We start from the raw sequence: 25774 nt of genomic DNA, 5'->3' as shown, positions 1-25774 counted from the left end.
ACCACTCCATGAGCCTCAATATTTTCTGGTTCCTGCCCACCCACGGCGACGGTCATTACCTTGGCACCGCTGAAGGTGCCCGCGCCGTCGATCATGGTTACTTGCAGCAAATCGCCCAGGCCGCCGATCGGCTGGGTTTCGGCGGTGTATTGATTCCTACCGGACGCTCCTGCGAAGACTCGTGGCTGGTGGCCGCGTCGTTGATTCCGGTGACCCAGCGCTTGAAGTTCCTGGTTGCCCTGCGCCCCGGGATTGTTTCCCCAACGGTGGCGGCGCGTCAGGCTGCAACCTTGGATCGGCTATCGGGAGGACGTGCGCTGTTCAACCTGGTCACCGGCGGCGATCCGGATGAGCTGGCCGGCGACGGGCTGTTTCTCGATCATGAACAACGCTATCAAGCGTCGGTGGAGTTCACCCGGATCTGGCGTCGGGTGCTGGAAGGCGAGACCGTGGATTACAACGGTGAACACATCAGCGTGAAGGGCGCCAAGCTGCTCTATCCGCCGATCCAGCAACCGCGTCCGCCGCTGTACTTTGGCGGCTCGTCGGAAGCGGCCCAGGATCTGGCCGCCGAGCAGGTGGACATGGTGCTGACCTGGGGTGAGCCCCCGGCGGCCGTCGCGGAAAAAATCCAACAGGTGCGGACCAAGGCTGCGAAGCTGGGGCGTACCGTGCGCTTCGGCATTCGCCTGCATGTGATCGTGCGTGAAACCAACGCCGAGGCCTGGCAAGCGGCCGACCGCTTGATCTCCCACCTGGACGACGAAACCATTGCCCGCGCCCAGGCTTCCCTGGCGCGTTTCGACTCGGTGGGCCAGCAGCGAATGGCCGCGTTGCACGGCGGTCGCCGCGACAAGCTGGAGGTCAGCCCCAACCTCTGGGCCGGTGTCGGCCTGGTGCGCGGCGGCGCCGGGACGGCACTGGTGGGCGATGGCCCGACCGTGGCCGCGCGGGTCAAGGAATACGCCGGCCTGGGCATCGACACGTTCATCTTCTCGGGTTATCCACACCTGGAAGAGTCTTATCGGGTGGCGGAGCTGCTATTCCCGCACTTGGATGTGGAACGCCCGGAACTGCCGAAAAGCCAAGGCTACGTGAGTCCGTTCGGCGAGATGGTCGCCAATGACATCCTGCCTAAAGCCGCGTCCCAGAGTTGAGGCGGCCATGAGGAAAATTATTCACAACCTCGCGCCGTGGACGGTGCCATTGCTGTTGCTTGCAACGTGGCAGTTATCGGTGTCGGCCGGCTGGTTATCCACGCGGATCCTGCCGGCGCCAGTCGCGGTGATCGAGGCTGGCGTGAGCCTGGTGCGCAGCGGCGAAATCTGGACTCACCTGGCTATCAGCGGCTGGCGCGCAGCGGTCGGCTTCCTGATTGGTGGCGGCATCGGCCTTACCCTGGGCTTTATCACGGGCCTGTCGAAGTGGGGCGAGCGGCTGCTGGACAGCTCCGTGCAGATGATACGCAACGTCCCGCACCTGGCGCTGATTCCGTTGGTGATCCTATGGTTCGGCATCGACGAGTCGGCGAAGATCTTCCTGGTGGCGCTTGGCACGCTGTTCCCCATCTACCTCAACACCTATCACGGGATCCGTAACGTCGACCCAGCGCTGGTGGAAATGTCTCGCAGCTACGGTTTGTCCGGTTTCAGCCTGTTTCGCCAGGTGATCCTGCCGGGCGCCTTGCCGTCGATCCTGGTAGGCGTGCGCTTTGCCCTGGGCTTCATGTGGCTGACGCTGATCGTGGCGGAAACCATCTCGGCCAGCGCCGGTATCGGTTACCTGGCGATGAATGCCCGGGAGTTCCTGCAGACCGACGTGGTGGTGCTGGCGATTCTCTTGTACGCCGTGCTCGGCAAGCTGGCTGACCTCGCCGCCCGTGGCCTCGAACGGGTCTGGCTGCGCTGGCATCCGGCCTATCAAGTAAGCAGGGAAGGTGTTGCATGAGTGCTCAACAACCTCCGCGCTTGCTGCGGGGCATCCCGCTGGCGGTGCGCAATCTTCAGAAGACGTTTGGTGCGCGCCAGGTATTGAGAGATATCGACCTGCATATCCCGGCCGGGCAATTCGTCGCGGTTGTCGGCCGCAGTGGCTGCGGTAAAAGCACCTTGCTGCGCTTGCTCGCCGGCCTCGATCAGCCCTCGGGCGGCCAGTTGTTGGCCGGCTCGGCATCGCTGAGCGCTGCACGGGAGGACACCCGGCTGATGTTCCAGGAAGCGCGCCTGTTGCCCTGGAAAAAGGTCATCGACAACGTCGGCCTCGGGCTCAAGGGCGACTGGCGGCCGCAAGCCTCGCAGGCGCTGGATGCCGTGGGCCTGGCGGATCGCGCCCATGAATGGCCGGCGTCGTTGTCCGGTGGCCAGAAGCAACGGGTGGCCCTGGCCCGCGCGCTGATCCACCAGCCGCGCCTGCTGTTGCTCGACGAACCCCTGGGCGCGCTCGATGCCCTGACCCGGATCGAGATGCAGCAATTGATCGAACGCTTGTGGCTGCAACACGGCTTCACGGTGCTGCTGGTGACCCACGACGTCAGCGAAGCGGTGGCGATTGCCGACCGGGTCATCCTGATCGAGGACGGCCAGGTCGGCCTCGACCTGACCATCGACCTGCCACGCCCCCGCGCTCGCGGCTCGCATCGCCTGGCGAGCCTGGAAACCGAAGTCCTCGACCGTGTGCTGTCCTTGCCCGGCCAACCGCCGGCACCCGAACCCGTTTCACCCTTGCCCACGCAGTTGCGTTGGGCGCAATAACTTCATCCAGACAGGAATCGACACCATGACCATCAAAGCCATCAACGTCCGCAACCAGTTCAAAGGCACCATCAAGGAAATCGTCGAAGGCGATGTGCTGTCGGAAATCGACGTGCAGACCGCTTCGGGCATCGTCACATCGGTCATCACCACCCGCTCGGTGAAAGAGCTGGAACTGGCGATCGGCAGCGAGGTGATTGCCTTCGTCAAATCAACCGAGGTGTCCATCGCCAAGTTGTGAGCGATGCTTGACCTGCGGCCCCGGACGGCGTGAGCCCTTCGGGGCTTTTGGTCTCTGGCGGTGTTTACATGCGCCCCATGAGGTTCGAGGGGCTGCTGCGCCCGAGGCGTCGGACCGGCCCAGCGGGAGCAGCCCAGGATCAGGGCGTCTCTCGTTTGGGCAAATAGGGCGGCAGGTAAAGCCCCAGGTACGCATCGAACACCCGCATGCCTTCTTCGGCCAGGCGCGGGGTGATTTGTCCGTGTTGCTGTACCGAGCGGGCGTAGACGCGGTCGCCCAGCTCCATCGCCAGGGCGAACACATCCACGTCGGACGGCAGTGTCGGCAGCTCGAAATGCCGGGCGAAGACGGTGTGCATCAGCGCGCCCAGCTCAACGTCGTGCTGGCGGTCGGCCTGGGTGACTTCGGTCAAGCCATGCTGGGCCAGGATCAACTGGCGAGCGGCGGCGTCCTGGCTGTAGATGGCCAGCATGCGCTGTTCTACCAGTCGTGACAGGTCATGCCAGTGGTGAAGGGCCGCGTGGTCGATCGGCGCTTGCAGGCACGCGCGAAAGGCGGCGTGGACATCGGCGGTCAGGGCTTCGAGCAGGGCCGGGACGCTGGCGAAGAAGTGATAGACGGAGGAGGGCGGGATCCCGGCGCGTTCGGCGACGCTGTAGATCGACAGGCTGGCCACGCCTTCGGTGGCAAGCAGCGTACGGGCGGCATCGAGAATGGTATCGATCCGGGCCTGGCTGCGTGCGCGGGGTTTGCGAGGGGTGGCGATGCGCGTCATGGATGTCTCCTGCGGGGCTGCCGGGCATTGTACGCAGAGCGGGCGGATGGTCCATACCTGCACTTGGTGAAGAAGATTTCTTGTGGCGTGGGATTTTATCTGTGGCGAGGGGGTTGTAAGCGCTCAAAAAAACGCCGCAGGCCATATGGCCTGCGGCGTTCTTTTTTTACCGCAACCGCTTACACGGTATGCAAGTACCAGTTGTACTCGAGGTCGGAGATCGAGTGTTCGAACTCTTCCAGTTCGCTTTCCTTGCAGGCCACGAAGATATCGATGTACTTCGGATCGATGTACTTGGCCATGACTTCGCTGTCGTCCAATTCACGCAGGGCATCGCGCAAGTTGTTCGGCAGGCTCTGCTCGTTCTGCTCGTAGCTGTTGCCTTCGACCGGCGCACCGGGCTCGATCTTGTTGACCAGGCCATGGTGCACGCCTGCCAGCACGGAGGCCATCAGCAGGTACGGGTTGGCATCGGCGCCGGCGACGCGGTGTTCCAGGCGCACGGCATCGGCGGAGCCGGTGGGTACGCGCAGCGCAACGGTGCGGTTGTCCAGGCCCCAGGTCGGCGAGTTCGGCACATAGAACTGTGCGCCGAAACGGCGGTAGGAGTTGACGTTCGGGCAGAGGAAAGCCATCTGCGCGGGCAGGGTCTCGAGCACACCGCCGATCGCGTGACGCAATGCGGCGTTCTGCTCGGGATCCTCGCTGGCAAAGATATTCTTGCCGTCTTTGTCCAGGATCGAAATGTGGACGTGCAAACCATTGCCTGCCTGGCCCGGGTACGGCTTGGCCATGAAGGTGGTGTCCATTTCATGGTCGTAGGCGATGTTCTTGATCAGGCGCTTGAGCAGGACTGCATAGTCGCAGGCCTTGATCGGGTCGGCGACGTGGTGCAGGTTCACTTCGAACTGCGCCGGGGCACTTTCCTTGACGATGGCGTCGGCGGGGATGCCTTGCTCCTTCGCACCTTCCAGGATGTCCTGGAGGCAGTCGACGTATTCGTCGAGGTCATCGATCAGGTAGACCTGGGTCGAATGCGGGCGTTTGCCGGAAATCGGCGAGCGGGGCGGTTGCGGGCGGCCATTCACGTTCTCCTGGTCGATCAGGTAGAACTCCAGCTCGAACGCGGCGCAAATGGTCAGGCCCAGTTCATCGAACTTGGTCACGACCTGGCGCAGGACTTCCCGAGGGTCGGCAAAGAACGGATCGCCTTCGAGTTCGTGCATGGTCATCAGCAGTTGCGCGGTCGGGCGCTTCTGCCAGGGTTCATTGCTCAGGGTGCCGGGGATGGGATAGCAGATGCGGTCGGCATCGCCGATGTCCAGGCCCAGCCCGGTGCTTTCCACCGTCGAGCCGTTGATATCCAGGGCAAATAGAGAGGCCGGCAGGTTGATGCCTTTCTCGTAAACCTTGTGGAGGCTGGTGCGTTCGATGCGCTTGCCGCGCACCACACCATTCATATCCGCAATCAGAAGGTCAACGTACAGAACCTCAGGATGTTCCTTAAGGAACGCGTTCGCTTCGTTAAGCTGAACGGCACGCGGGGGTACCGACATGATGCAACACCTTTGTTGTTAAAAATATCAATCATTGATCTCTTCGAAAGCCAGTCAACCCGAACGGCATGCCGAAGTCAAGCAGGGCCTTTTTTGCCCTAAAAAAGCACCCGACGGGCATTTTTGAGGCAATTTGGGGCGTTTTTTTCCCTTTGAAGGCCTTGGCGCCCGCAGGCTTGAGCGTGCCGTGTTGTATTTTTTACGGGGGTGTTGTGTAAAAAAATGAACAAGGCTAAGCTCGATTCAAACCCATAACAGCAATAATACCGGGGTGCTTCATGTCTCGCCTGCCGTTAATCGGCGTCACGACCTGCTCCAGGCAGATCGGTTTGCATGCGTATCACACCACTGGCGACAAATACGTCCGGGCTGTCGCTACAGCCGCCAAGGGCCTGCCGGTGCTGATCCCATCCCTGGCGGATCTGTTCGCACCGTCCGATATTCTGGACGCCCTGGACGGTATTCTTTTTACCGGCTCTCCTTCCAATGTAGAACCTTTTCACTATCAAGGCCCGGCCAGCGCGCCAGGCACTGCCCATGATCCTGCACGGGACGCCATCACCCTTCCGCTGATCCGCGCCGCTGTCAATGCGGGCGTCCCGGTGCTGGGCATCTGCCGCGGTTTCCAGGAAATGAACGTAGCCTTTGGCGGCACCCTGCATCAGAAAGTTCATGAAGTCGGAACGTTCATCGATCATCGTGAAGACGACACCCAGCCGGTGGAGGTCCAATATGGTCCGGCCCATGCCGTGCATATCCAGCCCGGAGGCGTCCTGGCGGGCCTGGGCCTGCCGCCGCAGATCGATGTCAACTCGATCCATAGCCAGGGCATCGAGCGACTGGCACCGGGCTTGCGGGCCGAAGCCCTCGCGCCGGATGGCCTGGTCGAGGCCGTTTCGGTGGCACAAGGCAAGGCTTTTGCTTTAGGTGTGCAATGGCACCCGGAGTGGGCGGTAGGCTCTAATCCGTACTACCTTGCAATCTTCCAGGCGTTTGGCGATGCCTGCAGAGCAAGGGCAACACAACGCGACGCCGATGCGTCAAACAACGCCTGACTACTAATAGCAGCCAGGAAACTCACGCCTAGAGGCATTTATGAGTAACAACCTCGACCAGCTCACCGATTGGTTGAAAGACCACAAGATCACAGAAGTCGAATGCATGATTGGCGACCTGACCGGCATCACCCGGGGCAAGATCTCGCCGACCAACAAGTTCATTGCCGAAAAAGGCATGCGCCTGCCCGAGAGCGTCCTGCTCCAGACCGTAACGGGCGACTATGTCGAAGACGACATCTATTACGAACTGCTCGACCCTGCCGACATCGACATGATGTGCCGCCCGGACGAAAACGCAGTCTTCCTCGTGCCCTGGGCCATCGAGCCCACCGCACAAGTGATCCATGACTCCTACGACAAGCAAGGCAACCCCATCGAGCTGTCGCCGCGCAACGTGCTGAAAAAGGTGCTCAAGCTCTACGCAGACAAGGGCTGGCAGCCGATTGTCGCGCCGGAAATGGAGTTCTACCTGACCAAGCGCAGCGACGACCCGGATTTTCCGCTGCAGCCGCCGATTGGTCGTTCCGGTCGCCCGGAAACCGGTCGCCAGTCTTTCTCGATCGAAGCGGCCAACGAATTCGACCCGTTGTTCGAAGACGTCTATGACTGGTGCGAATTGCAGGAGCTGGACCTCGATACGCTGATCCACGAGGACGGCACCGCGCAGATGGAGATCAATTTCCGTCACGGCGACGCGCTGTCCCTGGCCGATCAGATCCTGGTGTTCAAGCGCACCATGCGCGAGGCGGCGCTCAAGCACGACGTGGCCGCCACGTTCATGGCCAAGCCCATGACCGGCGAGCCGGGCAGTGCGATGCACTTGCACCAGAGCATCATCGACAAGGAAACCGGCAAGAACGTCTTCTCCAACGAAGACGGGACCATGAGCGACCTGTTCCTGCACCACATCGGTGGCCTGCAGAAATTCATTCCCGAGCTGTTGCCGCTGTTCGCGCCCAACGTCAACTCCTTCCGCCGCTTCCTGCCCGACACCTCGGCGCCGGTGAACGTGGAGTGGGGCGAAGAAAACCGCACCGTGGGCCTGCGCGTGCCGGATGCCGGGCCGCAGAACCGTCGGGTGGAAAACCGCTTGCCGGGCGCCGACGCCAACCCGTACCTGGCGATTGCCGCCAGCCTGTTGTGTGGCTACATCGGCATGGTCGAAGGCATCAACCCGAGCGCGCCCGTGGTGGGTCGTGGGTATGAGCGCCGCAACCTGCGCCTGCCGCTGACCATCGAAGATGCCCTGGAGCGCATGGAGAACAGCACCACCATCGAGAAGTACTTGGGCAAGAAATTCATCACGGGCTACGTCGCGGTCAAGCGGGCCGAGCATGAAAACTTCAAGCGCGTCATCAGTTCGTGGGAGCGGGAATTCCTGCTCTTTGCCGTCTGATGCGCCGGGCGGGGCTGCCACAGGCCCCGCCCCCAAATGGAATAAAGGAGAATTTGCATGACCCGCAACAACCCGCAAACCCGTGAATGGCAGGCCTTGAGCAACGATCACCACCTGGCGCCGTTCAGCGATTTCAAACAGCTCAAAGAGAAAGGCCCGCGCATCATCACCCACGCCAAGGGCGTGTACCTCTGGGACAGTGAAGGCAACAAGATCCTCGACGGCATGGCCGGCCTGTGGTGCGTGGCCGTCGGCTATGGCCGCGATGAACTGGCGGACGCCGCCAGCCAGCAAATGCGGGAGCTGCCGTACTACAACCTGTTCTTCCAGACCGCCCACCCGCCGGTACTGGAATTGTCCAAGGCCATCGCCGATATCGCCCCGGAAGGCATGAACCACGTGTTCTTCACCGGCTCCGGCTCGGAAGGCAACGACACCATGTTGCGCATGGTCCGCCACTACTGGGCGATCAAGGGCCAGCCGAACAAGAAAGTCATCATCAGCCGCAAGAACGGTTATCACGGTTCGACCGTCGCCGGCGCGAGCCTGGGTGGCATGACGTATATGCACGAGCAAGGCGACCTGCCGATCCCGGGCATCGTCCACATCGCCCAACCGTACTGGTTCGGTGAAGGCGGCGACATGAGCCCTGAAGAGTTCGGCATCTGGGCGGCGAACCAGTTGGAAGAGAAGATCCTAGAGATCGGCGTGGACAATGTCGGCGCGTTCATCGCCGAGCCGATCCAGGGCGCCGGCGGTGTGATCGTGCCGCCGGACAGCTACTGGCCGCGCATGAAGGAAATCCTCGCCAAGTACGACATCCTGTTCGTGGCCGACGAAGTCATCTGTGGTTTCGGGCGTACCGGTGAGTGGTTCGGTACCGACTTTTACGGGTTGAAACCGCACATGATGACCATCGCCAAGGGCCTGACCTCCGGCTACATCCCCATGGGCGGCCTGATCGTGCGCGACGATGTGGTCGAGGTGCTCAACGAGGGTGGTGATTTCAACCATGGTTTCACTTACTCCGGTCACCCCGTCGCCGCCGCAGTGGCCCTGGAAAACATCCGCATCCTGCGCGAAGAAAAGATCATCGAGCGTGTCCACGGCGAAACGGCACCCTATTTGCAGCAACGCCTGCGGGAACTGAACGATCATCCGCTGGTGGGTGAAGTGCGCGGTGTCGGCTTGCTGGGGGCGATCGAGCTGGTGCAGGACAAGGCCACGCGCAAACGCTATGAAGGCAAAGGCGTGGGCATGATCTGCCGGCAGTTCTGCTTCGATAACGGCCTGATCATGCGCGCGGTGGGGGACACGATGATCATTGCGCCGCCGCTGGTGATCAGCAAGGCCGAGATCGACGAGTTGGTGACCAAGGCGCGGCATTGCCTGGACCTGACGCTCAGTGCGTTACAGGGCTAAGTGCTAGGCTCTGAGCGAGGTGCCGGCATGGGCCTCGCCCGGCATGAACAAAAGACTGGGCTTTGGTTGAAAGCCTGCCCTGTAACTTGCCAGACTACCGCAGCTGTTCAAGTTGCCAGAGAGTCGGCTACTGAACTGTGGCTAAGAAGAATAACTGGAGCATTTTTTCATGAAGGCATTAGGTATGAAGATCGCTGGCAAGACCCTCCTCGCCATGTCCCTGATGGGCGTGATGGCGGGCGCCGTCCAGGCGGACGACAAAGTACTGCACGTCTATAACTGGTCCGACTACATCGCGCCGGACACGGTCGCCAAGTTCGAGAAGGAAACCGGGATCAAGGTCGTCTACGACGTGTTCGACAGCAACGAGACGCTGGAAGCCAAGTTGCTGGCCGGCAAGTCTGGCTATGACGTCGTAGTGCCGTCGAACAACTTCCTCGCCAAGCAGATCAAGGCCGGCGTCTACCAAGAGCTGGACAAGTCGAAGCTGCCGAACTGGAAGAACCTGGACACCGACTTGCTCAAGGCTGTCGGCGATGCCAGCGACCAGGGCAACAAACACGCCTTCCCTTACATGTGGGGCACCATCGGCATTGGTTACAACCCCGAGAAGGTCAAGGCCGCGTTGGGCGTCGACAAGATCGATTCCTGGGACACCCTGCTCAAGCCGGAGAACATCGCCAAGCTCAAGAGCTGCGGTGTGAGCTTCCTCGATTCGCCAACCGAAATGATTCCGGTGGCCCTGCATTACCTCGGTTACCCGACCGACAGCCAGGACAAGAAGCAACTGGCTGAAGCCGAAGCACTGTTCCTCAAGCTGCGCCCATCGATCGGTTACTTCCACTCTTCCAAATACATCTCGGACCTGGCCAACGGCAACATCTGCGTGGCCGTGGGTTACTCGGGTGATATCGAGCAGTCCAAGAGCCGTGCGGCCGAGGCTGGCGGCAAGGTGAAAGTGGCCTACACCATTCCGAAGGAAGGTGCCGGTTCGTTCTACGACATGGTTGCCATTCCGAAGGATGCTGAAAACGTCGAAGCCGCCTACAAGTGGATGAACTTCATCATGCAGCCGGAAATCATGGCGGAGATTACCGACAACGTGCGTTTCCCGAACGGCAACAAGGCTGCCACCCCGCTGGTGGACAAGGAAATCTCTGGTGACCCGAGCATCTATCCATCGGACGAAGTGAAGGCCAAGCTGTACGCCATCGCCGACTTGCCGTCGGCCACCCAGCGGATCCTGACCCGCAGCTGGACCAAGATCAAATCCGGTAAATAAGCCGGCTTGAAATACGCTCCGGTTTTCGCCGCCCCCGCGACGGCGTCAACCGGAGCAATTAAATAATTAAAAGTTTTGCTGGATCGGTTTATCGAGGGTAAGTTGCGCGCCGGTTTTGTTGCAGGGCACATCGTGACCCGGCAACGGGGGCAACTTGGGCCCAACTATTTAAGAGGACCTCCACGTGCCTGTCTTTTCTTTGTTGCGCAACGCCTTGCTGGTCGGTGCCGGCCTGACACTCGCCGTCAGTGTCCAGGCAGCCTCCACCGTGCATATTTATAACTGGTCGGATTACATCGGCGAATCGACCCTGGCGGACTTCGAGAAAGCCACCGGGATCAAGCCGGTCTACGACGTGTTCGATTCCAACGAAACCCTGGAAGGCAAGTTGCTGGCCGGTCGCACCGGCTATGACGTGGTCGTGCCGTCCAACCACTTCCTGGGCAAACAGATCAAGGCCGGGGCGTTCCAGAAGCTCGACAAGTCCCAGCTGTCCAACTACGCCAACCTCGATCCTGCGCTGCTAAAGCGCCTGGAAAAGAACGACCCGGGCAACCAATACGCCGTGCCTTACCTGTGGGGCACCAACGGCATCGGCTACAACGTCGAGAAGATCAAGGCGGTCCTGGGCGTCGACAAGATCGATTCGTGGGCGATGCTGTTCGAGCCGGAAAATATCAAGAAGCTCTCCAGCTGCGGCGTTTCGTTCCTCGATTCGGGCGACGAAATGATCCCTGCGATGCTCAATTACCTGGGCCTGGATCCCAACAGCCAGAACCCTGAAGACTACAAGAAGGCCGAGGCCCAGCTCCTCAAGATCCGGCCCTACGTGACCTACTTCAATTCCTCCAAGTACATTTCCGACCTGGCCAATGGCGAAATCTGCGTGGCCGCCGGTTTCTCCGGCGACATCTTCCAGGCCCGCGAGCGGGCCAGCGAGGCCGGCAAGGGCATCAACATTGCCTACGTGATCCCCAAGGAAGGCGGCAACCTCTGGTTCGACATGCTGGCGATCCCGCGCGACGCCTCCAACGTCAAGGAGGCCCATGCATTCATCAACTACCTGCTCAAGCCTGAGGTCATCGCCCAGGTCAGCGACGTGGTCGGTTATGCCAACCCGAACCCCAAGGCTGGCGAGCTGATGGACCAGGAAGTGCGCACCGACGAAGCGGTTTATCCGCCGCAGGCAGTTGTCGACAAGCTCTACGTCAACTCGGAGTTGCCGCCCAAGATCCAACGACTCATGACCCGCAGCTGGACCAAGGTCAAGTCGGGTAAATAGCGTTAAGCGCTCTAACTTTTATAAGGTTCGCCCGTCTTGGGCGAGCTGCAAATTTTGTGGGAGTTTCGTAAATGGCAGTTGCCTCCGGCGCCTATAAGAAAGCCCTCGAGGGCGACCAGACACCCAAGCAGGTGCTGGTCAAGATCGACCGGGTCACGAAGAAGTTCGACGAGACGATTGCCGTGGACGATGTGTCCCTGGAAATCAAGAAAGGCGAGATCTTTGCCTTGCTCGGCGGTTCGGGATCGGGCAAATCCACCTTGCTGCGCATGCTGGCAGGTTTCGAGCGGCCCACGGAGGGGCGGATTTTCCTCGACGGCGTGGACATCACCGACATGCCGCCCTATGAGCGGCCGATCAACATGATGTTCCAGTCCTATGCCTTGTTCCCCCACATGACCGTGGCACAGAACATCGCTTTCGGCCTGCAACAGGACAAGATCCCCAAGGCCGAGATCGACGCCCGCGTGGCCGAGATGCTCAAGCTGGTGCAGATGAGCCAGTACGCCAAGCGCAAGCCGCACCAGCTCTCCGGCGGCCAGCGCCAGCGCGTGGCCCTGGCCCGTTCCCTGGCCAAGCGGCCGAAGCTGTTGCTGCTCGACGAGCCGATGGGCGCCCTGGACAAGAAGCTGCGCTCGCAAATGCAGCTTGAACTGGTGGAGATCATCGAACGGGTCGGCGTCACCTGCGTCATGGTGACCCACGACCAGGAAGAGGCCATGACCATGGCCGAGCGCATCGCGATCATGCACCTGGGCTGGATCGCCCAGATCGGCAGCCCGATCGACATCTACGAGACCCCGACCAGTCGCCTGGTCTGTGAATTCATCGGCAACGTCAACATCTTCGAGACCGAAGTGGTGGACGACGCCGAGGGCCACGCGGTGCTGACCTGCAAAGACCTGGACCGCGACATCTACGTCGGTCACGGCATCAGCACCTCGGTGCAGGACAAGTCCGTGACCTACGCTATTCGCCCGGAAAAACTGCTGGTCACTCCCGAACAGCCGACCTGCGAGCACAACTGGTCCAGCGGCAAAGTCCACGACATCGCCTACCTGGGCGGCCACTCGGTGTTCTACGTCGAATTGCCGAGTGGCAAGCTGGTGCAGTCGTTCGTGGCCAACGCCGAGCGCCGTGGCCAGCGTCCGACCTGGGGCGACCAGGTGTTCGTCTGGTGGGAAGATGACAGCGGCGTGGTGCTTCGCTCATGAACATGCGCAAACTCAAACGCCGACTCGCCCGAATAACGCCCGGTGGCCGCCAGTTGGTCATCGGGGTGCCCTTCGTCTGGCTGTTCCTGTTCTTCATGCTGCCGTTCTTCATTGTCCTGAAGATCAGCTTCGCCGAAGCCGACGTGGCGATCCCGCCGTACACCGAGATCTACAGCTACGTCGACCAGAAGCTGCAAGTGCTGCTCAACCTCGCCAACTATGTGTTGCTGAGCGAGGACGATCTGTACATCGCCGCCTACCTCGGCTCGCTGAAAATGGCCCTGATCAGCACCGCCCTGTGCCTGCTGATCGGCTACCCGATGGCCTACGGCATCGCCAACGCCCGCAAAGAGATGCAGACGGTGCTGGTGCTGCTGATCATGATGCCGACCTGGACCGCGATCCTGATCCGTGTCTACGCGTGGATGGGCATCCTCAGCAACAACGGCTTGCTCAATGGCTTTCTGATGAGCATGGGCTGGATCAGCGAGCCGCTGCAAATCCTCAATACCAACCTGGCGGTCTACATCGGCGTGGTTTATTCCTACCTGCCGTTCATGATCCTGCCGTTGTACGCCAACCTGGTGAAGCATGACGCCAGCCTGTTGGAAGCCGCGTCGGACCTGGGTTCGAGCACCTTCAACAGCTTCTGGAAAATCACCGTGCCGCTGTCCAAGAACGGCATCATCGCCGGCTGCATGCTGGTGTTCATCCCGGTGGTGGGCGAATTCGTGATCCCGGAACTGCTGGGCGGCCCGGAAACCCTGATGATCGGCAAAGTGCTGTGGCAGGAATTCTTCAACAACCGTGACTGGCCGGTGGCATCCGCCCTGGCGGTGGTGATGCTGGCGATCCTGATCGTGCCCATCATCCTGTTCAACCGCAGTCAGGCCAAGGAAATGGAGGGCAAGGAATGAAGCGCTTCAGTTTTTCAAGCCTGATGCTGGTGCTGGGTCTGCTGTTCATCTACGCGCCGATGCTGATCCTGGTGATCTACTCGTTCAACGCCTCGAAGCTGGTGACGGTGTGGGGCGGCTGGTCGGTCAAGTGGTACGTCGGCCTACTGGACAACAGCCAATTGATGGGCTCGGTAATGCGCTCGCTGGAAATCGCCTGCTACACGGCGATTGCCGCGGTGGCCCTGGGCACGCTGGCGGCCTTCGTGCTGACCCGCATCACCCACTTCAAGGGCCGCACGCTGTTCGGCGGCCTGGTCACCGCGCCGCTGGTAATGCCGGAAGTAATCACTGGCCTGTCGTTGCTGCTGCTGTTCGTGGCCATGGCGCAGATGATCGGTTGGCCCCAGGAGCGTGGCATCGTCACGATCTGGATCGCCCACACCACGTTCTGCGCAGCCTATGTGGCGGTCGTGGTGTCAGCGCGCTTGCGTGAGCTGGACCTGTCCATCGAAGAAGCGGCCATGGACCTCGGTGCGCGGCCGTGGAAGGTATTCTTCCTGATCACCATTCCGATGATCGCGCCGTCGCTGGCGGCGGGCGGCATGATGTCGTTCGCGTTGTCGCTGGACGACCTGGTGCTGGCAAGCTTCGTTTCCGGCCCTGGTTCGACGACCTTGCCGATGGAAGTCTTCTCGGCGGTACGCCTGGGTGTGAAACCGGAAATCAACGCCGTGGCGAGCCTGATCCTGTTGGCGGTGTCCCTGGTGACTTTCCTGGTCTGGTACTTCAGCCGCCGCGCCGAAGAGAACCGCAAGCGAGCGATCCAGCAAGCCATCGAGGAAAGCGCCGCCGATTCCTGGAAACAACCGGAAGTCCGCCGAGCCGATACCGCGTCGGTCTGACCGACACAGGGAGAGCGAGCTTGCTCGCGAAGACGGCAGTACGTTCAACATTCATGTTGGCCGATACACCGCTTTCGCGAGCAAGCTCTCCCACAGGTGTTTTTGTCGCCTGCAAACGCGATAGCGGCCTGCGGGGTTATTCGCCCTTCACTTCTTCAGCGCGTCATGGGCCTCCAGCGCCCGCAGCGAATAAATATAAGCCGCGCCGGCATTCAGCGAGACCGCTGTCGCCAGGGTGGCGGCGATCTCTTCGCGGGTAGCGCCGGCCTTGATGGCGGCGTCGGTGTGTACGCCGATGCAGCCGTCACAACGTGTCGTAATCGCAACGGCGATGGAGATCAGCTCGCGGGTCTTGGCATCGAGCACGTCGTTGTCGGCCGCGGCCTTACCCAGGGCGGTGTAGGCCTCGACCATTTTCGGGTTGCTTTTGCCCAGGGCGCCAAAGGCGCTCTTGATGGTGGGCAGCAGTTCGGACCAGTTATTGAACATTGCATCGACTCCATTGTGATGAACGAGGTGGGACCGTTGCAGTCTTGCCCATCAATGATGTCCAAGGCTGTCTTTTAAACAAATACTCACGCGAGGCTTAGGGCTCGACCCTGGCGGGCAGCAACTTCAAGGTGCCGCGGGTGTTGGCGGTGACCTCTTCCTCGGCCAGGTGCGCCTGGTGATACAGCCCTTCGATGTAGGCTTCGGCCTGGTCCTCGTAGTGCTTGTCGAACGGTACGCCGCTCTGGCCGACCGGGTTGATGGTGACGCTGTGGGTCGGGTCGGCGAAGTCGATGATGCGCCGGGTCGAAGGGCCGTACGTCACGGGCCACGGCGCAGGGCCGATCTTGGCCGAAAGGTTGTTCGGTACTTCATGGGTGCCCGGAGCCGCGAACGGGCCGACGTTGAAGATCCGATCCAGCGGCTTCTGCTGACCCAGGGGATGCCCATGGGCCAGGGTGTGCGCTTGGCCCCACTGCCATTGGGAGGGGTCGTCCCCCAGTGTCGCCTTCAGGTGAGCGAGGGTTCTTCCCCAGGCCTTCATCACCGTGTCGGTGCGGGTTTCGGTGCCCAGCGTCGAGCGGTCATCCCACCACGGCGAGTCCTTCGTGGCCGCCAGGCGTGGCAGCGCGGCGTCGATGGCCCGGGTCGATAGTGCGGTTTCGAAGAACCCATCGCCCAGTTCATCGCGCAGGGCCGTGTTGGCCAAGTCATACAGAAATTGGTTGAACAGCGTGGCGCTGACGGAATCCAGTGGGTAGTCACCCTTCCACTGGGCCAATTGCTCGACCCATTTGCGCTCCTGCGGGTCGCTGGCCGTTTCGCGCAATATCGGCAGCAAGGGCGCGAGCATACGCGGGCCATAGGCGGTGGTAGTACCCAGTTGCAGTTTCTGGGTGGTCTGGATGTCCCATTTGGCCTGTTTGTCGCTCAGTTGCAGATCGAGTTGCTGGCCCCGGTCGGCGAGGTTGTAGTAGCCGGGGATCTCGATCCCGCTGGCCGCCACCGGCTGGAAATTCGCCGAGAGGACGTAGCCCCTGGCCGGGTTTTCTTCCTGGGGGTTGCTGCTGAACGGATAGAAGCCGTCCTTTTGCGCTTCGGCGCTGCTGCCGTCGAGAATGAAGCCTGGCTTCACGCCGGCCGGCCGCTTGGGCAATTGCGCCGCGGCCCACCAGCCGATATCGCCCTTGGCATTGGCCCAGACCACATTCAGGCCCGGCGCATGGATCTTGGTCGACGCGCCCCTGGCCTTGGCCAAGGTGTCGGCACGATTAAGCTGGTAGAACGCCTCGAGGATCGGATTGCGGCTTTCCAGGAACCCCCACCACATGGCGATCGGGGTCTTGCCGGCATTGGCGCCGAGGGCATCATTGACGATCGGGCCGTGAGGTGACTGGCGCAGCACCAGTGTCACCGGGGCCTGGCCCTTGACGGCGATCTGCTGTTCGCTGCGGGTCATGTCCACCCACTGGTCGCGGTACCAGATCTGTTCGGGGTTGTCCGGGTTGATCTTTTCGGCGATCAGGTCCAGGTCGTCGTTCTGGAACATGGTGATGCTCCAGCCGAAGTCCTTGTTCACGCCCAGCGAGGCGAACGGCATCAGGGCCTGGTACTGGCCGTAGAGTTCGAACCCCGGCGCCGAAAGGTGCGCCTCGTACCACACCGACGGCGCTGAAAAGCGGATATGCGGATCGCCCGCCAGCAAGGGCTTGCCGCTTTGGGTGCGGCTGCCGGAGACCGCCCAGGCGTTGCTGCCTTCGAACTGCGGCAGGCCGTTGTCGGCCAAGGCCTGTTCGCTCAGGCGTGCGAGTGCGTTGAGGTCTTTCCAATCGAGGGCGGTGAGTGCCGGAGCGCTTGCAGGGCTCTGCGGCAGGACACCTTGGGGCTGCCAGTCAAGGTCGAAGATGTTCAGGTAATCGGTGCCGAGTTTGTCGCGCACGTAGCTCAACAAGGGTTCGGTGCGAAAGGCAGCGGCGAAGCTGTAGGCCATGTAGCCGACAATGCTGGCGGTGTCTTCGGCGGTGAAGGGACGCTTGGGAATGCCCAGCACGTCGAACTCCAGCGGCCGCGTGTGGGTTTGCTGATAGGTGTTGATGCCGTCCAGGTATGCCTGCGTCGCGATCCAGGCCGGCGATTGTCGATCCTGCTCGGCGACGTAACTGGCGGCGCGCTCGCGGATGCGCAGGCTGCGCATCAGCTTGTCGGTGTCGAGCAGCTTGGGCCCGAGGATCTCGGCCAGCTCGCCCCGGGCGAGGCGGCGCATGATTTCCATCTGGAACAGCCGGTCCTGGGCGTGGACATAACCCAGCGCACGATACAGGTCGGTTTCGTTCTCGGCGCGGATATGCGGCACGCCGCGCTCGTCGTAGCGCACCGTCACCGAGCCTTGCAGCCCCTCCAACTGCACCGTGCCCTGGCGGGTGGGCTGCTTGCTGTAGAGGTAGCCGCCCGCGACGATGATTGCGGTGACGATCAGCGACAGGAAGGCGACGAGGGTGCGTTTCATGGTTGATCCTTATTCGAGTGACAGCGGTCCCATGATCTTGCTGTTGATTCCCTGTTTAACATGCAACCGCTTGCCGGTGCATCGTTCCTCGGAGGGATTTTTCCTGATCAACCGAATTGCGTGGCGAGGGGATGAGCGTCGAAGTGTGTCGCGAGGGCTGGCCACAGGGGCGTTTGCCTGTGGCCAGGGTGGAAAGGAGGATGCCGGACCGTCTGGCGATGGCCCGGCGGTTTCGTCAGCTGGGTCGGGTGGGAGTGGCTTCGGTGGACGGTCCGCCAAGCGGTGGCGCTTCTCCGCGTTCCGCCAGTTCGACCCCATCGCCCGCTTTTTTCGGCCCCGTTGCCAACCCCTTGGCGAAGTCGGCAGTGATGTTGAGCGCAGAGAGGCTGCTCTGCGGAACAATCTGGGTCAGGCCACGGGTGACGTGATAGACGTTCTCCAGGTTGCGGGTCAAGCCTTCGGTCTGGGTGTGGGGCAGGGTGTCCCGGTTAGGGTTGGTTACGTTCTGCCACGGTACCTGCGCCCGCTTGGCAAGGTCGTCAGTGCCATCGCCCAGTGCCTTGTTCTCGAGCGGTGCGGCCACGCTGTTGGCAAAGAATGGCAGCAGCGTCAGGCCGGACGAGAAGAAGGTCGTGACGATCTGCTCCATTTTCTCTTTGACTTCAGGGTTTTCACCCACCGCGGCGGCATCCCCAGCGCCGGTGCGCATGGCGATCCCTGGGCCCACCCCCACGATCCGGTTGGCGAGGTCAGTGACATTGGCCATGCTGATCGGGTTGAGTTTGCCTTTCGCCTCGGCAAGCGCCTTGGGCAGGAGTTCTTTCCACTCGCGGTTTTCCTTCGTGACGCGGTAGGTGGGGATTTGCTCATCGCCGTGGGTCTGGGCATATTTGGCTACCGCCTGTCCGCCCGCCATGAAGGTGCCGCCTACTGCAGAGGCGACACTGCGAGCCGCGATGCCGGAGGCGTTGACGGACGTGAACTGATCTATCGTGTCCCTTACCGCATGGGCCGCGCCGAAGGCGAGGTAACCAGTAAAGTCGCCGCTCATGGTGCCAAAATTGTTGGCGTTCTGTTTCAGTTTGAAATCAGCTCGCTTTTCGCTCTGTGTCGCGTCGATGGTATCGCGTTGTGGGTTGGCAACCCGCCGTCCGTTCACGGTGATGTCTTGCAGGGCCTTGGGGTATACCGCCAGCGGATCGACCTTTTCCAGCCCTCGGCCGATCGTCTTGTCGACGACGACCTGGACAAACGGGCGCAGGCCATCGCTGATCACCTTGTGGGCGGTACCCAGGACGGTTGACGTCGCCGCCACATGTTTTCCGAAGGACTGGTCCGCCATCGCCTCGTCGATCGCCGCGGTGGCGGCGCCGAAGTGTCCGGCAGACGCGAAGCCCTGGGGGATCCCAGCGTCGGCAAATACAGCCAGGCCTGTCACGAAGCCGCTATGGGTCTTGAGTTCGGCCACGTAGTCCTGGCGTGCGACGTTCTTCAGCGCGGTGTCCAGCACCTCGTTTTTTTTCGTCGCCGCTGCCAGTTTGCTGGGTTTGTCGTCGTCCTTCTTCAGCAATCCGCCAAGCTCTTTGTTGACCTCACGCAACTGCCCTAACTCATCCCTCGCCTTGTCTCGGTCGGCCTGGGGAAGGCTCTCGTTGCTCGCCGCTTGTTGCGCGTGCTCGATCCGGCTTTCCATGAACGTGTTCAGCCGCTTGGGCATGTCTTGCGTCATGGCTTGCATGACGCCTTTGGCATAGCCGCGAAAGGCTTCATGACTGCTGCGCAGCAGCTTGAGATCATCTTCTCCCGGGGTTTGATCGATCACTTCCTGACACAGCGAATGATAGGCACCGAGGGTGTTACCAACGCGTTCGCAGTGCTTGTCCCAGACTGCCTTGAAACCTCCGCTCTCTTCCCTGTCGCCCTCGTTCTTGGCCAGGTACTCGTTGAAATCCTTGGCGAATGCTTCGGTTTCTTCCTGGCCTGACAGCATCGGGTGTGGCGTGCCGCCGAGTTGCGCGAGATGTTTCTGAACGTCTTGATAGCTGGTTCCTGGGGCGTAGCTCAATACCTTGCCTTCAAGGCTCATGTGCGCTCGTGCAAAGCCGATGGGGTCACTTTGTGGGTCCTTCTTGCCGAGCCTGCCGATCATTCCTTCCAAACGATTCTGTTTGACCTGGAGCGTTTCCTGGGTCTTGCTGCTCGCTTTCCCTTCAAAGTGGTAAGGCACCAAGGGCGTGGTGGATGGACGGACCTGATCGGACAGGCTGGGTCTTACCGGTGTGATCCGATCGTCCTGTTGGGGTAACGGCGCCGAACTTGAGGTTCCGCCTACTGATACTGCTGGCATGTCGTGTTCTCCTTCCTAGATCGACAGGGCGTTGTTGAGCCCTGCGCTGCGCGGGGTGGTTTTTTGCTGGGTGGGCTTGGCGGCTTGGTTCGGGCCGGCGCCGTCGAAGAAGTAGCCGTCCCGCCAGATCAGCGCCATGTCGGCGGCACCGCCCATCAGCCCGAGCAGGCGCTCGGCGCTGAGGTTGTCCAGGGGGACGTGGCCGATCAGGACCACCTGTTCGCTGTCGCGGTTGTACGACAGCGACGGGCAGAACGCGCCGCTCAGCAGATACAGGTTGGTTTCCAGCAGCCGTTGCATGACTGCTTCGCGATTTGCCACTGGCAACGGCCCGAAGCCGCAGTAGATGAAAACGTCGCCCTCGCCCACGCCAGGCGTGTGCTTGAGGGAGAAGTCGACCTCCTTGACCGACAGGTTCGCCTGTTCATAGAACGCTGACGGGGTAGGGATCATCGTGAGTTCGCAGAGCTGATCGATCAGCTTGCAATAGGTGGGTGACGCCATGATTGACCTCGCATTGTCATCCAGGCACCGACGAGCGCCTGCTGCCCCTGATGAGTGACAGCAGCGCCATTTCGGTTCCACTCCACCGTGTGGAACCGCTGGCAAGTGATCTGCCACCCAATGGCGCCACCTCATTCAAGGTTGACCGCCATGTCCCGATCACTTGCACCGTCGCCGGCCCTTCGCGCTGTCCCCAGAGGGTTGTCCATGTTGGCCCTGGGTACCTTGCTGTACGGGTGCCAGCACCTCGAACCCCAACTGACCATCGGCGACCGCTTCGCCAATGAACCGTACCGCGCCCAGTTGCGCTGGCTTGAACCGGCGCCCACCGACACGATCATCAAGATTGGCGAATCATCGCCGCAAAGCGGTGGCAGCCTGTGGGCACGCATGCGCCAGGGGTTTTCCCTGCTGGCCAAGACCCAAGGGGTGGCGCGCATCGATGAGCAACGCCGCTGGTTGATGGAGCGCCCGGCGTTCCTCACCCAGACCGGACGGGCCGGCAGTCGCTACCTGCACTTCATCGTCGGCGAACTGAACAAACGCAACATGCCGCTGGAGCTGGCGTTGCTGCCGGCGATCGAGAGCGGGTTCAATCCCAATGCACGATCGCCTGCCCAAGCCATGGGACTCTGGCAGTTCATTCCGGCCACTGGCCGCCGTTACCAGCTGCAGCAGCGTGGCGACTACGACGAACGCCGGGACATTCCGTCGTCCACCCGCGCTGCGCTGGATTACTTGTCCTACCTGCACGAATATTTCGACGGCGACTGGTTGCTGGCCCTCGCCGCGTACAACGCCGGTGAAGGTCGGGTGCGCGACGCCATCGTGCGCAACCGCGCGCGGGGACTGGCGACCGATTATTGGAACCTGTCGCTGCCCGGCGAGACCCAGAACTACGTGCCGCGGCTGCTGGCGTTGTCGCAACTGGTGAACACGCCCACAGAATATGGCGTGAGCCTGGCACCGATCGCCGACCAGCCCTACTTCCAGATGGTCGCCTTGGCGCAGCCGGTGGACCTGGCGCAGCTGGCGCAGTTATCGGGCGTCCATGAGCGGGAGCTGCGCATGCTCAACCCGGCCGGACGCGGCCGGGTCGGGGGGCGTCTGTTGATGCCCGTGGAAGCGTCTCGCAGGCTGCTGGCGCAACCGGAGATGATCGCCAAGGCGGCGTTGCCCAGGGTGAGTGTCGAAGAGCAAGCCGTTGCCGCTCCGGAGAATGGGGTGGCGGAGCCGCAGGTCGCGCAAGCGGCTCCGCCAGGGGTGTGAGCCGGCGATCAAACCTTACAGGCAACCCATCGCGACATTTGCCAGCCCTCGGGCGCGAGGGTCCATCAAGACGTAGGAGCCAATGGTGTTGCAGGCGAAGCCGAACGCCACGCCGCGCTCGGGGTCGGCGAAACCGATGGTGCCGCCGGCACCCATGTGGCCGAAAGCCTCGGGCCCCATGCCGTAGCTGCCGTTCGCCACATCCGACTGGTTGAGCATGATGCCCAGGCCGAACCGCGTGGGAGTCTGGATAGTCGGGTCGTATTCGGCGCTGTGCTCGCGCAGCATTTCGTTGAGCAGCGGCGACTCCAGCAACCGCCCGTCGAGCAGGCCTGCGTAGAACTGGGCCAGGCTGCGGGCGTTGCCATGACCGTTGGCAGCCGGCTGGGTCATGCGTTTCCAGCCAGCTTCGTTGCTGCGCCCCAGTACCATCGGTGGATTGGCGAAGGCCAGTGAGCTCATTGCATTCGGCTCGGTGAGCACGTACTGCAACACTCGCCCGAAGGCCTCGTCGTCGACGTCGTCCTTGGTACGCGCCATGTAGGCGCAGCGAGCGATGGTTGCGTCATCCAGGCCGATATGGAAATCCAGCCCAAGCGGCATCGCCACCCGTTGGTGGATGCTCTGCGCCGGGCTCAGGCCGTCTACCCGGCGCAGTAGTTCACCGAGAATCCAGCCAAACAGCAACGGCGAATAGGTCTGCCGTTTCCCTGCGTCGGCCCACGGCTGTTCCCCGGCAATCAGGCCGGTCATGGTGTCCCAGTCGTAAAGGGTTTCCGGTGCCAGGGGCGTGCGCAGCGCCGGCAGCCCGGCGCGATGGCAGAGCACCTGGCGCAAGGTGATGGAGGCTTTGCCGGCATTGGCGAATTCGGGCCAGTAATGGCAGATCGGCGTGTCCAGGTCCAGGCGGCCTTCGCCGACCAACTGCATGATCGCCACGGCTGTGAAGGGCTTGGTGCAGGAGAACAGGTTGAGCAGCGTGTCGTGCTGCCAGTGGCTGGCGGGCTCCGGCCCGGCGATGCCGGCCCAGAGGTCGATCACCGTTTCGCCGTCGATCTGGATGCACAGGGCGGCGCCGCGTTCGAAAGGGCTTTGCATCAGCCCGACAAAGGCCTTCTTGACCGACTCGAAGCGAGGGTCGCAGTGGCCATGGATGGTAAGTGCATGCGTCATGTGAGCTCCATGCGAGGCTGGGATTCTCCCTTGAGTGACGGGGGCTGGGGAAACGGTTCATTGACCCAGCGGAAGTCTTTCCACAGGGATCTTTTTTGCCGAGCCCAGCCACTCATGAGCATTGATTCCTACCCCCGGAGAATGTCGATGCCTTACGAGCGCACCCTTGACCTGAACAGCGACGCGTTTCGCGGCGAGGCCTATCGGCACTATGCGACGTTGCGCCAGGCGTCCCCGGTGTTCCTCAGCCAGCCCGAAGGACAGTTGCCGATGTGGTACGTCACCGGTGCCCGGGAAGTCGAGGAAGTGCTGCTGGACACCGAGCGTTTTGCCCGTGATCCGTCACGGATCGATCCGCGGTTTGCGGCGATGCTCGGTGGCGAGCAGTCCATCGCATTCCTCAACGACCACATGCTCAACCGCGACGGGGAAAGCCATCGCCGGCTGCGTCGGCTGGTCAACAAGGCTTTCACGTTGAAGGCGGTCAACGCCATGCGGCCGCGTATCGGACAGATCGCAGAGACGTTGCTCGACGCCGTCCAACCGGACGGGCGGATGGATCTGGTGAGCGAATACGCCTTTCCTTTGTCCATCACGGTCATCGCCGAACTGCTCGGTGTCCCTGCCCGTGACCGCGAGGACTTTCGACGCTGGTCCCACCTGATCGTCCGGCAGGTGGGCCATGACCTGAGCGAGTTGCAGCGCTGCTACAACGAGTTTGCCGGCTACATGCTCGCCTTGATCGACCAGCGCCGTGCCCAGCCAACCGATGACCTGGTCTCGGCCCTGGCCCAGGTCGAGGAAGAGGGCAGCAGGCTCAGCCGAAGCGAGCTGTGCAGCATGATCGCGTTGCTGATCATCGCAGGTCACGAAACATCGGCGTCGATGATCGGCAACGCCGTGCACATGCTCTTGAAGCACCCCGAGGCACTGGCCCGCTTGCGTGACCAGCCAGCGCTGATGACGGACGCGGTCGAAGAACTTTTGCGTTATGACTCGTCGGTGGAGCGGGCGATGGTCCGCTTCGTCACCCAGGACACTGAATTGGGAGGGCAGCGCTTGCAGCGGGGCCAGTTGCTGGTGGCGGTGGTGGGTTCCGCCAATCGCGACGAGGCGATGTGCGCCAATCCCGACACGCTCGATGTCACGCGCCCGGCCTGCCCGCACATGTCCTTTGGCAAGGGCACGCATTATTGCCTGGGAGCATCGTTGGCCCGGCAGGAGTTGGAAATTGCGTTGAATACGCTGCTGCGGCGCTGTCCGGGTCTGCGACTGGCCGTTGATCCAGCCGCTGTGCGCTGGCGCTATGTGCCCAACTTTCGAGGACCGGATGCGTTGCCGGTGTGCTGGTCGGTGGATTGATAAGGTTGTGCAAAAAATGGCATGGGCCTGAAAGCCGATGAATGTTGCGGCTCGTCCGACAGGCTGTCAGACGAGCCGCGCACTCACGCCAGGCTGGCCTCAAGTGTTGGCGCAGGTGCTGAAGCGGTGATGGGTGTGGTCTCGATGGGTATCAGGTGCAGCCCGTAAAGCACCACATCCGCACGTTTGTCAGCGAACCGGGCGATGCCCGGAAAGCGTCCCCATTGCGTCGCGCCCAACCCTTGCACGCCACGCTTGCTCGCCTCGTTGTGCTCGATGATCCAGGCCACCAGCGTCTCGAAACCATACTGCCTGGCAAGGACCACGGCGGCCTGGCCCAGGCGAATGCCGACGCCGCTGCCGATGTGGTCGTTGCGCACATAGATCGACACCTCACCGGTCAACCGACAGGCCTGGGCCCCCCAGCAGAAGCGATTGACGATCAGCCAGGCGACGACCTCGCCACCGCGTTCGAGTACGTAGATCGGATCACCTTCCTTGACGAAGCAATCGACGAAAAACGTCATTTCCTTCAGGGAAAACGCTCTGAGCACAGGAGAGCTGGTTCCCCCCAGAGCGCTTTCGTTGAAGATATCCGTCATCACCGGCAGGTCGTCGGGCGTATAGCGGCGCACGCCGCGTGGCAGGTCGGGTCGGCTGTTCAAACGATTGTTGTTCATGGCCGGGCTTCTCCATAGACGCTTCGCTTGAGTTGTTCACGGGCGCGAAACAACCGTGAGCGCACGGTGCCGATGGGCACGCCCAGCCGTTCGGCGGCATCGCGGTAGCTGCTTTCGGTGTCCACGGCGGTCCACAAGGTGTCGCGCATGTCCTTGGGCAGCGCGTCCATCGCCAACAACGTGCGGTCCAGCAGCCGATGGTTGTCGCACAGTTCACTCAGGTCGATGTCCTCGCTGGATTCGTTGAAATCGCTCTCATCGAACGTGCTCAGCGGCGGTTGCGCATAGAAGCGGCGGAAGTGATTGCGGATCAGGTTCAAGGCGATGCCGCACAGCCAGGTGTCCGGCTTGGCCAGGCCCTTGAATTTCTCCTGGTTGCGCCAGGCTTCCAGATACGTGAGTTGGATGATGTCGTCGGCGTCGTCCTGATTGAGGACGCGCTTTTGCACAAACAGACGCAGCTTGCGCTCCTCGCCGAAGCTGACACCTGGCGCACTGGGGCGTGTCGGTGAGGTTTGCGGGGGGAGCATGAGGTTCAGGCTGTTCATCAATAAATCCCTCTGAATGGGTTCCATGGTGTCGACCCGTCTGTCGACATTCCCCCTTCAGCAGGACCTGTGCCAAGCCGTATTTGCGTGTTAAACGATTGAAAAATAAGTAATTTCCG

At 61.7% G+C, this 25774-nt stretch carries 23 protein-coding genes; 14 read left to right on the top strand and 9 right to left on the bottom strand.

The window, feature by feature from the left end:
* Positions 1-8 precede the first annotated feature (8 nt).
* Genes ssuD through VQ575_RS25640 form a run of 4 tightly spaced genes read left to right on the top strand, consistent with a single transcriptional unit; the run spans position 9 to position 2991 of the window.
* On the top strand, positions 9-1157 hold the full coding sequence (gene ssuD / locus VQ575_RS25655; RefSeq protein WP_039590325.1) for an FMNH2-dependent alkanesulfonate monooxygenase: 1149 nt from the start codon (positions 9-11) through the stop codon (positions 1155-1157).
* Positions 1158-1164: 7 nt separating this feature from the next.
* Positions 1165-1947, top strand: coding sequence for an aliphatic sulfonate ABC transporter permease SsuC (gene ssuC, locus VQ575_RS25650; protein WP_325918683.1), 783 nt, complete (start codon positions 1165-1167; stop codon positions 1945-1947).
* Positions 1944-2750, top strand: coding sequence for an aliphatic sulfonates ABC transporter ATP-binding protein (ssuB, locus tag VQ575_RS25645; RefSeq protein WP_325918682.1), 807 nt, complete (start codon positions 1944-1946; stop codon positions 2748-2750). Before ssuC ends, ssuB begins: the two co-directional genes overlap by 4 nt.
* Before the next feature lie 25 nt (positions 2751-2775).
* Entirely contained in the window at positions 2776-2991 is a 216-nt protein-coding gene (locus VQ575_RS25640) for a TOBE domain-containing protein (RefSeq protein ID WP_003177394.1), read from the top strand.
* A gap of 139 nt (positions 2992-3130) precedes the next feature.
* Here the strand turns inward: VQ575_RS25640 and VQ575_RS25635 are convergent, their stop codons facing one another.
* Both VQ575_RS25635 and VQ575_RS25630 read right to left on the bottom strand, forming a co-directional pair.
* Positions 3131-3766, bottom strand: a complete 636-nt coding sequence (locus tag VQ575_RS25635; RefSeq protein ID WP_039590332.1) for a TetR/AcrR family transcriptional regulator — start codon at positions 3764-3766, stop codon at positions 3131-3133.
* Positions 3767-3945: 179 nt separating this feature from the next.
* Entirely contained in the window at positions 3946-5322 is a 1377-nt protein-coding gene (locus VQ575_RS25630) for a glutamine synthetase family protein (protein WP_039590333.1), read from the bottom strand.
* A 278-nt stretch (positions 5323-5600) separates the two neighbouring features.
* Here VQ575_RS25630 and VQ575_RS25625 point away from each other — a divergent pair, with 278 nt between their 5' ends.
* The 8 genes from VQ575_RS25625 (at position 5601) to VQ575_RS25590 (ending at position 14777) form a co-directional block, all read left to right on the top strand.
* Complete coding sequence (locus tag VQ575_RS25625) at positions 5601-6377, top strand: gamma-glutamyl-gamma-aminobutyrate hydrolase family protein (RefSeq protein ID WP_039590335.1); 777 nt, start codon at positions 5601-5603, stop codon at positions 6375-6377.
* A 40-nt stretch (positions 6378-6417) separates the two neighbouring features.
* The gene (locus VQ575_RS25620; protein WP_030138097.1) at positions 6418-7776 is read left to right on the top strand and encodes a glutamine synthetase family protein; all 1359 of its coding nucleotides are present in this window, start codon (positions 6418-6420) and stop codon (positions 7774-7776) included.
* 57 nt (positions 7777-7833) lie between these two features.
* The gene (locus VQ575_RS25615; protein ID WP_198723873.1) at positions 7834-9198 is read left to right on the top strand and encodes an aspartate aminotransferase family protein; all 1365 of its coding nucleotides are present in this window, start codon (positions 7834-7836) and stop codon (positions 9196-9198) included.
* Between the two features lie 184 nt (positions 9199-9382).
* On the top strand, positions 9383-10480 hold the full coding sequence (locus VQ575_RS25610) for a polyamine ABC transporter substrate-binding protein (RefSeq protein ID WP_039590340.1): 1098 nt from the start codon (positions 9383-9385) through the stop codon (positions 10478-10480).
* A gap of 184 nt (positions 10481-10664) precedes the next feature.
* Positions 10665-11762, top strand: a complete 1098-nt coding sequence (locus tag VQ575_RS25605; protein ID WP_045157246.1) for a polyamine ABC transporter substrate-binding protein — start codon at positions 10665-10667, stop codon at positions 11760-11762.
* 71 nt (positions 11763-11833) lie between these two features.
* The gene (locus VQ575_RS25600; protein WP_039590344.1) at positions 11834-12976 is read left to right on the top strand and encodes an ABC transporter ATP-binding protein; all 1143 of its coding nucleotides are present in this window, start codon (positions 11834-11836) and stop codon (positions 12974-12976) included.
* Positions 12973-13893 (top strand): ABC transporter permease subunit, encoded by a 921-nt coding sequence (locus VQ575_RS25595; RefSeq protein WP_039590345.1) that lies wholly within the window; start codon positions 12973-12975, stop codon positions 13891-13893. Before VQ575_RS25600 ends, VQ575_RS25595 begins: the two co-directional genes overlap by 4 nt.
* Entirely contained in the window at positions 13890-14777 is an 888-nt protein-coding gene (locus VQ575_RS25590) for an ABC transporter permease subunit (protein WP_039590347.1), read from the top strand. The genes VQ575_RS25595 and VQ575_RS25590 overlap by 4 nt, the downstream gene beginning before the upstream one ends.
* A gap of 147 nt (positions 14778-14924) precedes the next feature.
* Here the strand turns inward: VQ575_RS25590 and VQ575_RS25585 are convergent, their stop codons facing one another.
* The 4 genes from VQ575_RS25585 to VQ575_RS25570 form a co-directional block, all read right to left on the bottom strand.
* Positions 14925-15266, bottom strand: a complete 342-nt coding sequence (locus VQ575_RS25585; protein ID WP_039590349.1) for a carboxymuconolactone decarboxylase family protein — start codon at positions 15264-15266, stop codon at positions 14925-14927.
* Positions 15267-15363: 97 nt separating this feature from the next.
* The gene (locus VQ575_RS25580; RefSeq protein WP_198723880.1) at positions 15364-17772 is read right to left on the bottom strand and encodes a penicillin acylase family protein; all 2409 of its coding nucleotides are present in this window, start codon (positions 17770-17772) and stop codon (positions 15364-15366) included.
* Positions 17773-18007: 235 nt separating this feature from the next.
* Positions 18008-20119, bottom strand: coding sequence for a hypothetical protein (locus tag VQ575_RS25575; RefSeq protein WP_039590353.1), 2112 nt, complete (start codon positions 20117-20119; stop codon positions 18008-18010).
* A gap of 15 nt (positions 20120-20134) precedes the next feature.
* Entirely contained in the window at positions 20135-20623 is a 489-nt protein-coding gene (locus tag VQ575_RS25570; protein ID WP_039590354.1) for a type III secretion system chaperone family protein, read from the bottom strand.
* 150 nt (positions 20624-20773) lie between these two features.
* Here VQ575_RS25570 and VQ575_RS25565 point away from each other — a divergent pair, with 150 nt between their 5' ends.
* On the top strand, positions 20774-21892 hold the full coding sequence (locus VQ575_RS25565; RefSeq protein WP_039590356.1) for a transglycosylase SLT domain-containing protein: 1119 nt from the start codon (positions 20774-20776) through the stop codon (positions 21890-21892).
* Positions 21893-21907: 15 nt separating this feature from the next.
* Here VQ575_RS25565 and VQ575_RS25560 read toward each other — a convergent pair whose 3' ends face one another.
* Complete coding sequence (locus tag VQ575_RS25560; protein WP_325918680.1) at positions 21908-23065, bottom strand: serine hydrolase domain-containing protein; 1158 nt, start codon at positions 23063-23065, stop codon at positions 21908-21910.
* Positions 23066-23212: 147 nt separating this feature from the next.
* Between VQ575_RS25560 and VQ575_RS25555 the strand changes: the two genes are divergently transcribed.
* Positions 23213-24427 carry a cytochrome P450 family protein gene (locus VQ575_RS25555; RefSeq protein ID WP_325918679.1) on the top strand — a complete coding sequence of 405 codons (1215 nt, stop codon included), beginning with the start codon at positions 23213-23215 and terminating at the stop codon, positions 24425-24427.
* A gap of 83 nt (positions 24428-24510) precedes the next feature.
* Here the strand turns inward: VQ575_RS25555 and VQ575_RS25550 are convergent, their stop codons facing one another.
* Positions 24511-25107, bottom strand: coding sequence for a GNAT family N-acetyltransferase (locus VQ575_RS25550; protein WP_045157239.1), 597 nt, complete (start codon positions 25105-25107; stop codon positions 24511-24513).
* Positions 25104-25655, bottom strand: a complete 552-nt coding sequence (locus VQ575_RS25545; protein ID WP_039590363.1) for an RNA polymerase sigma factor — start codon at positions 25653-25655, stop codon at positions 25104-25106. Before VQ575_RS25545 ends, VQ575_RS25550 begins: the two co-directional genes overlap by 4 nt.
* Positions 25656-25774 lie beyond the last annotated feature (119 nt).

Source organism: Pseudomonas frederiksbergensis (assembly GCF_035751725.1).
Taxonomy (GTDB): Bacteria; Pseudomonadota; Gammaproteobacteria; order Pseudomonadales; family Pseudomonadaceae; genus Aquipseudomonas; species Aquipseudomonas frederiksbergensis_A.
This window is presented reverse-complemented; position numbering and strand designations above follow the sequence as displayed.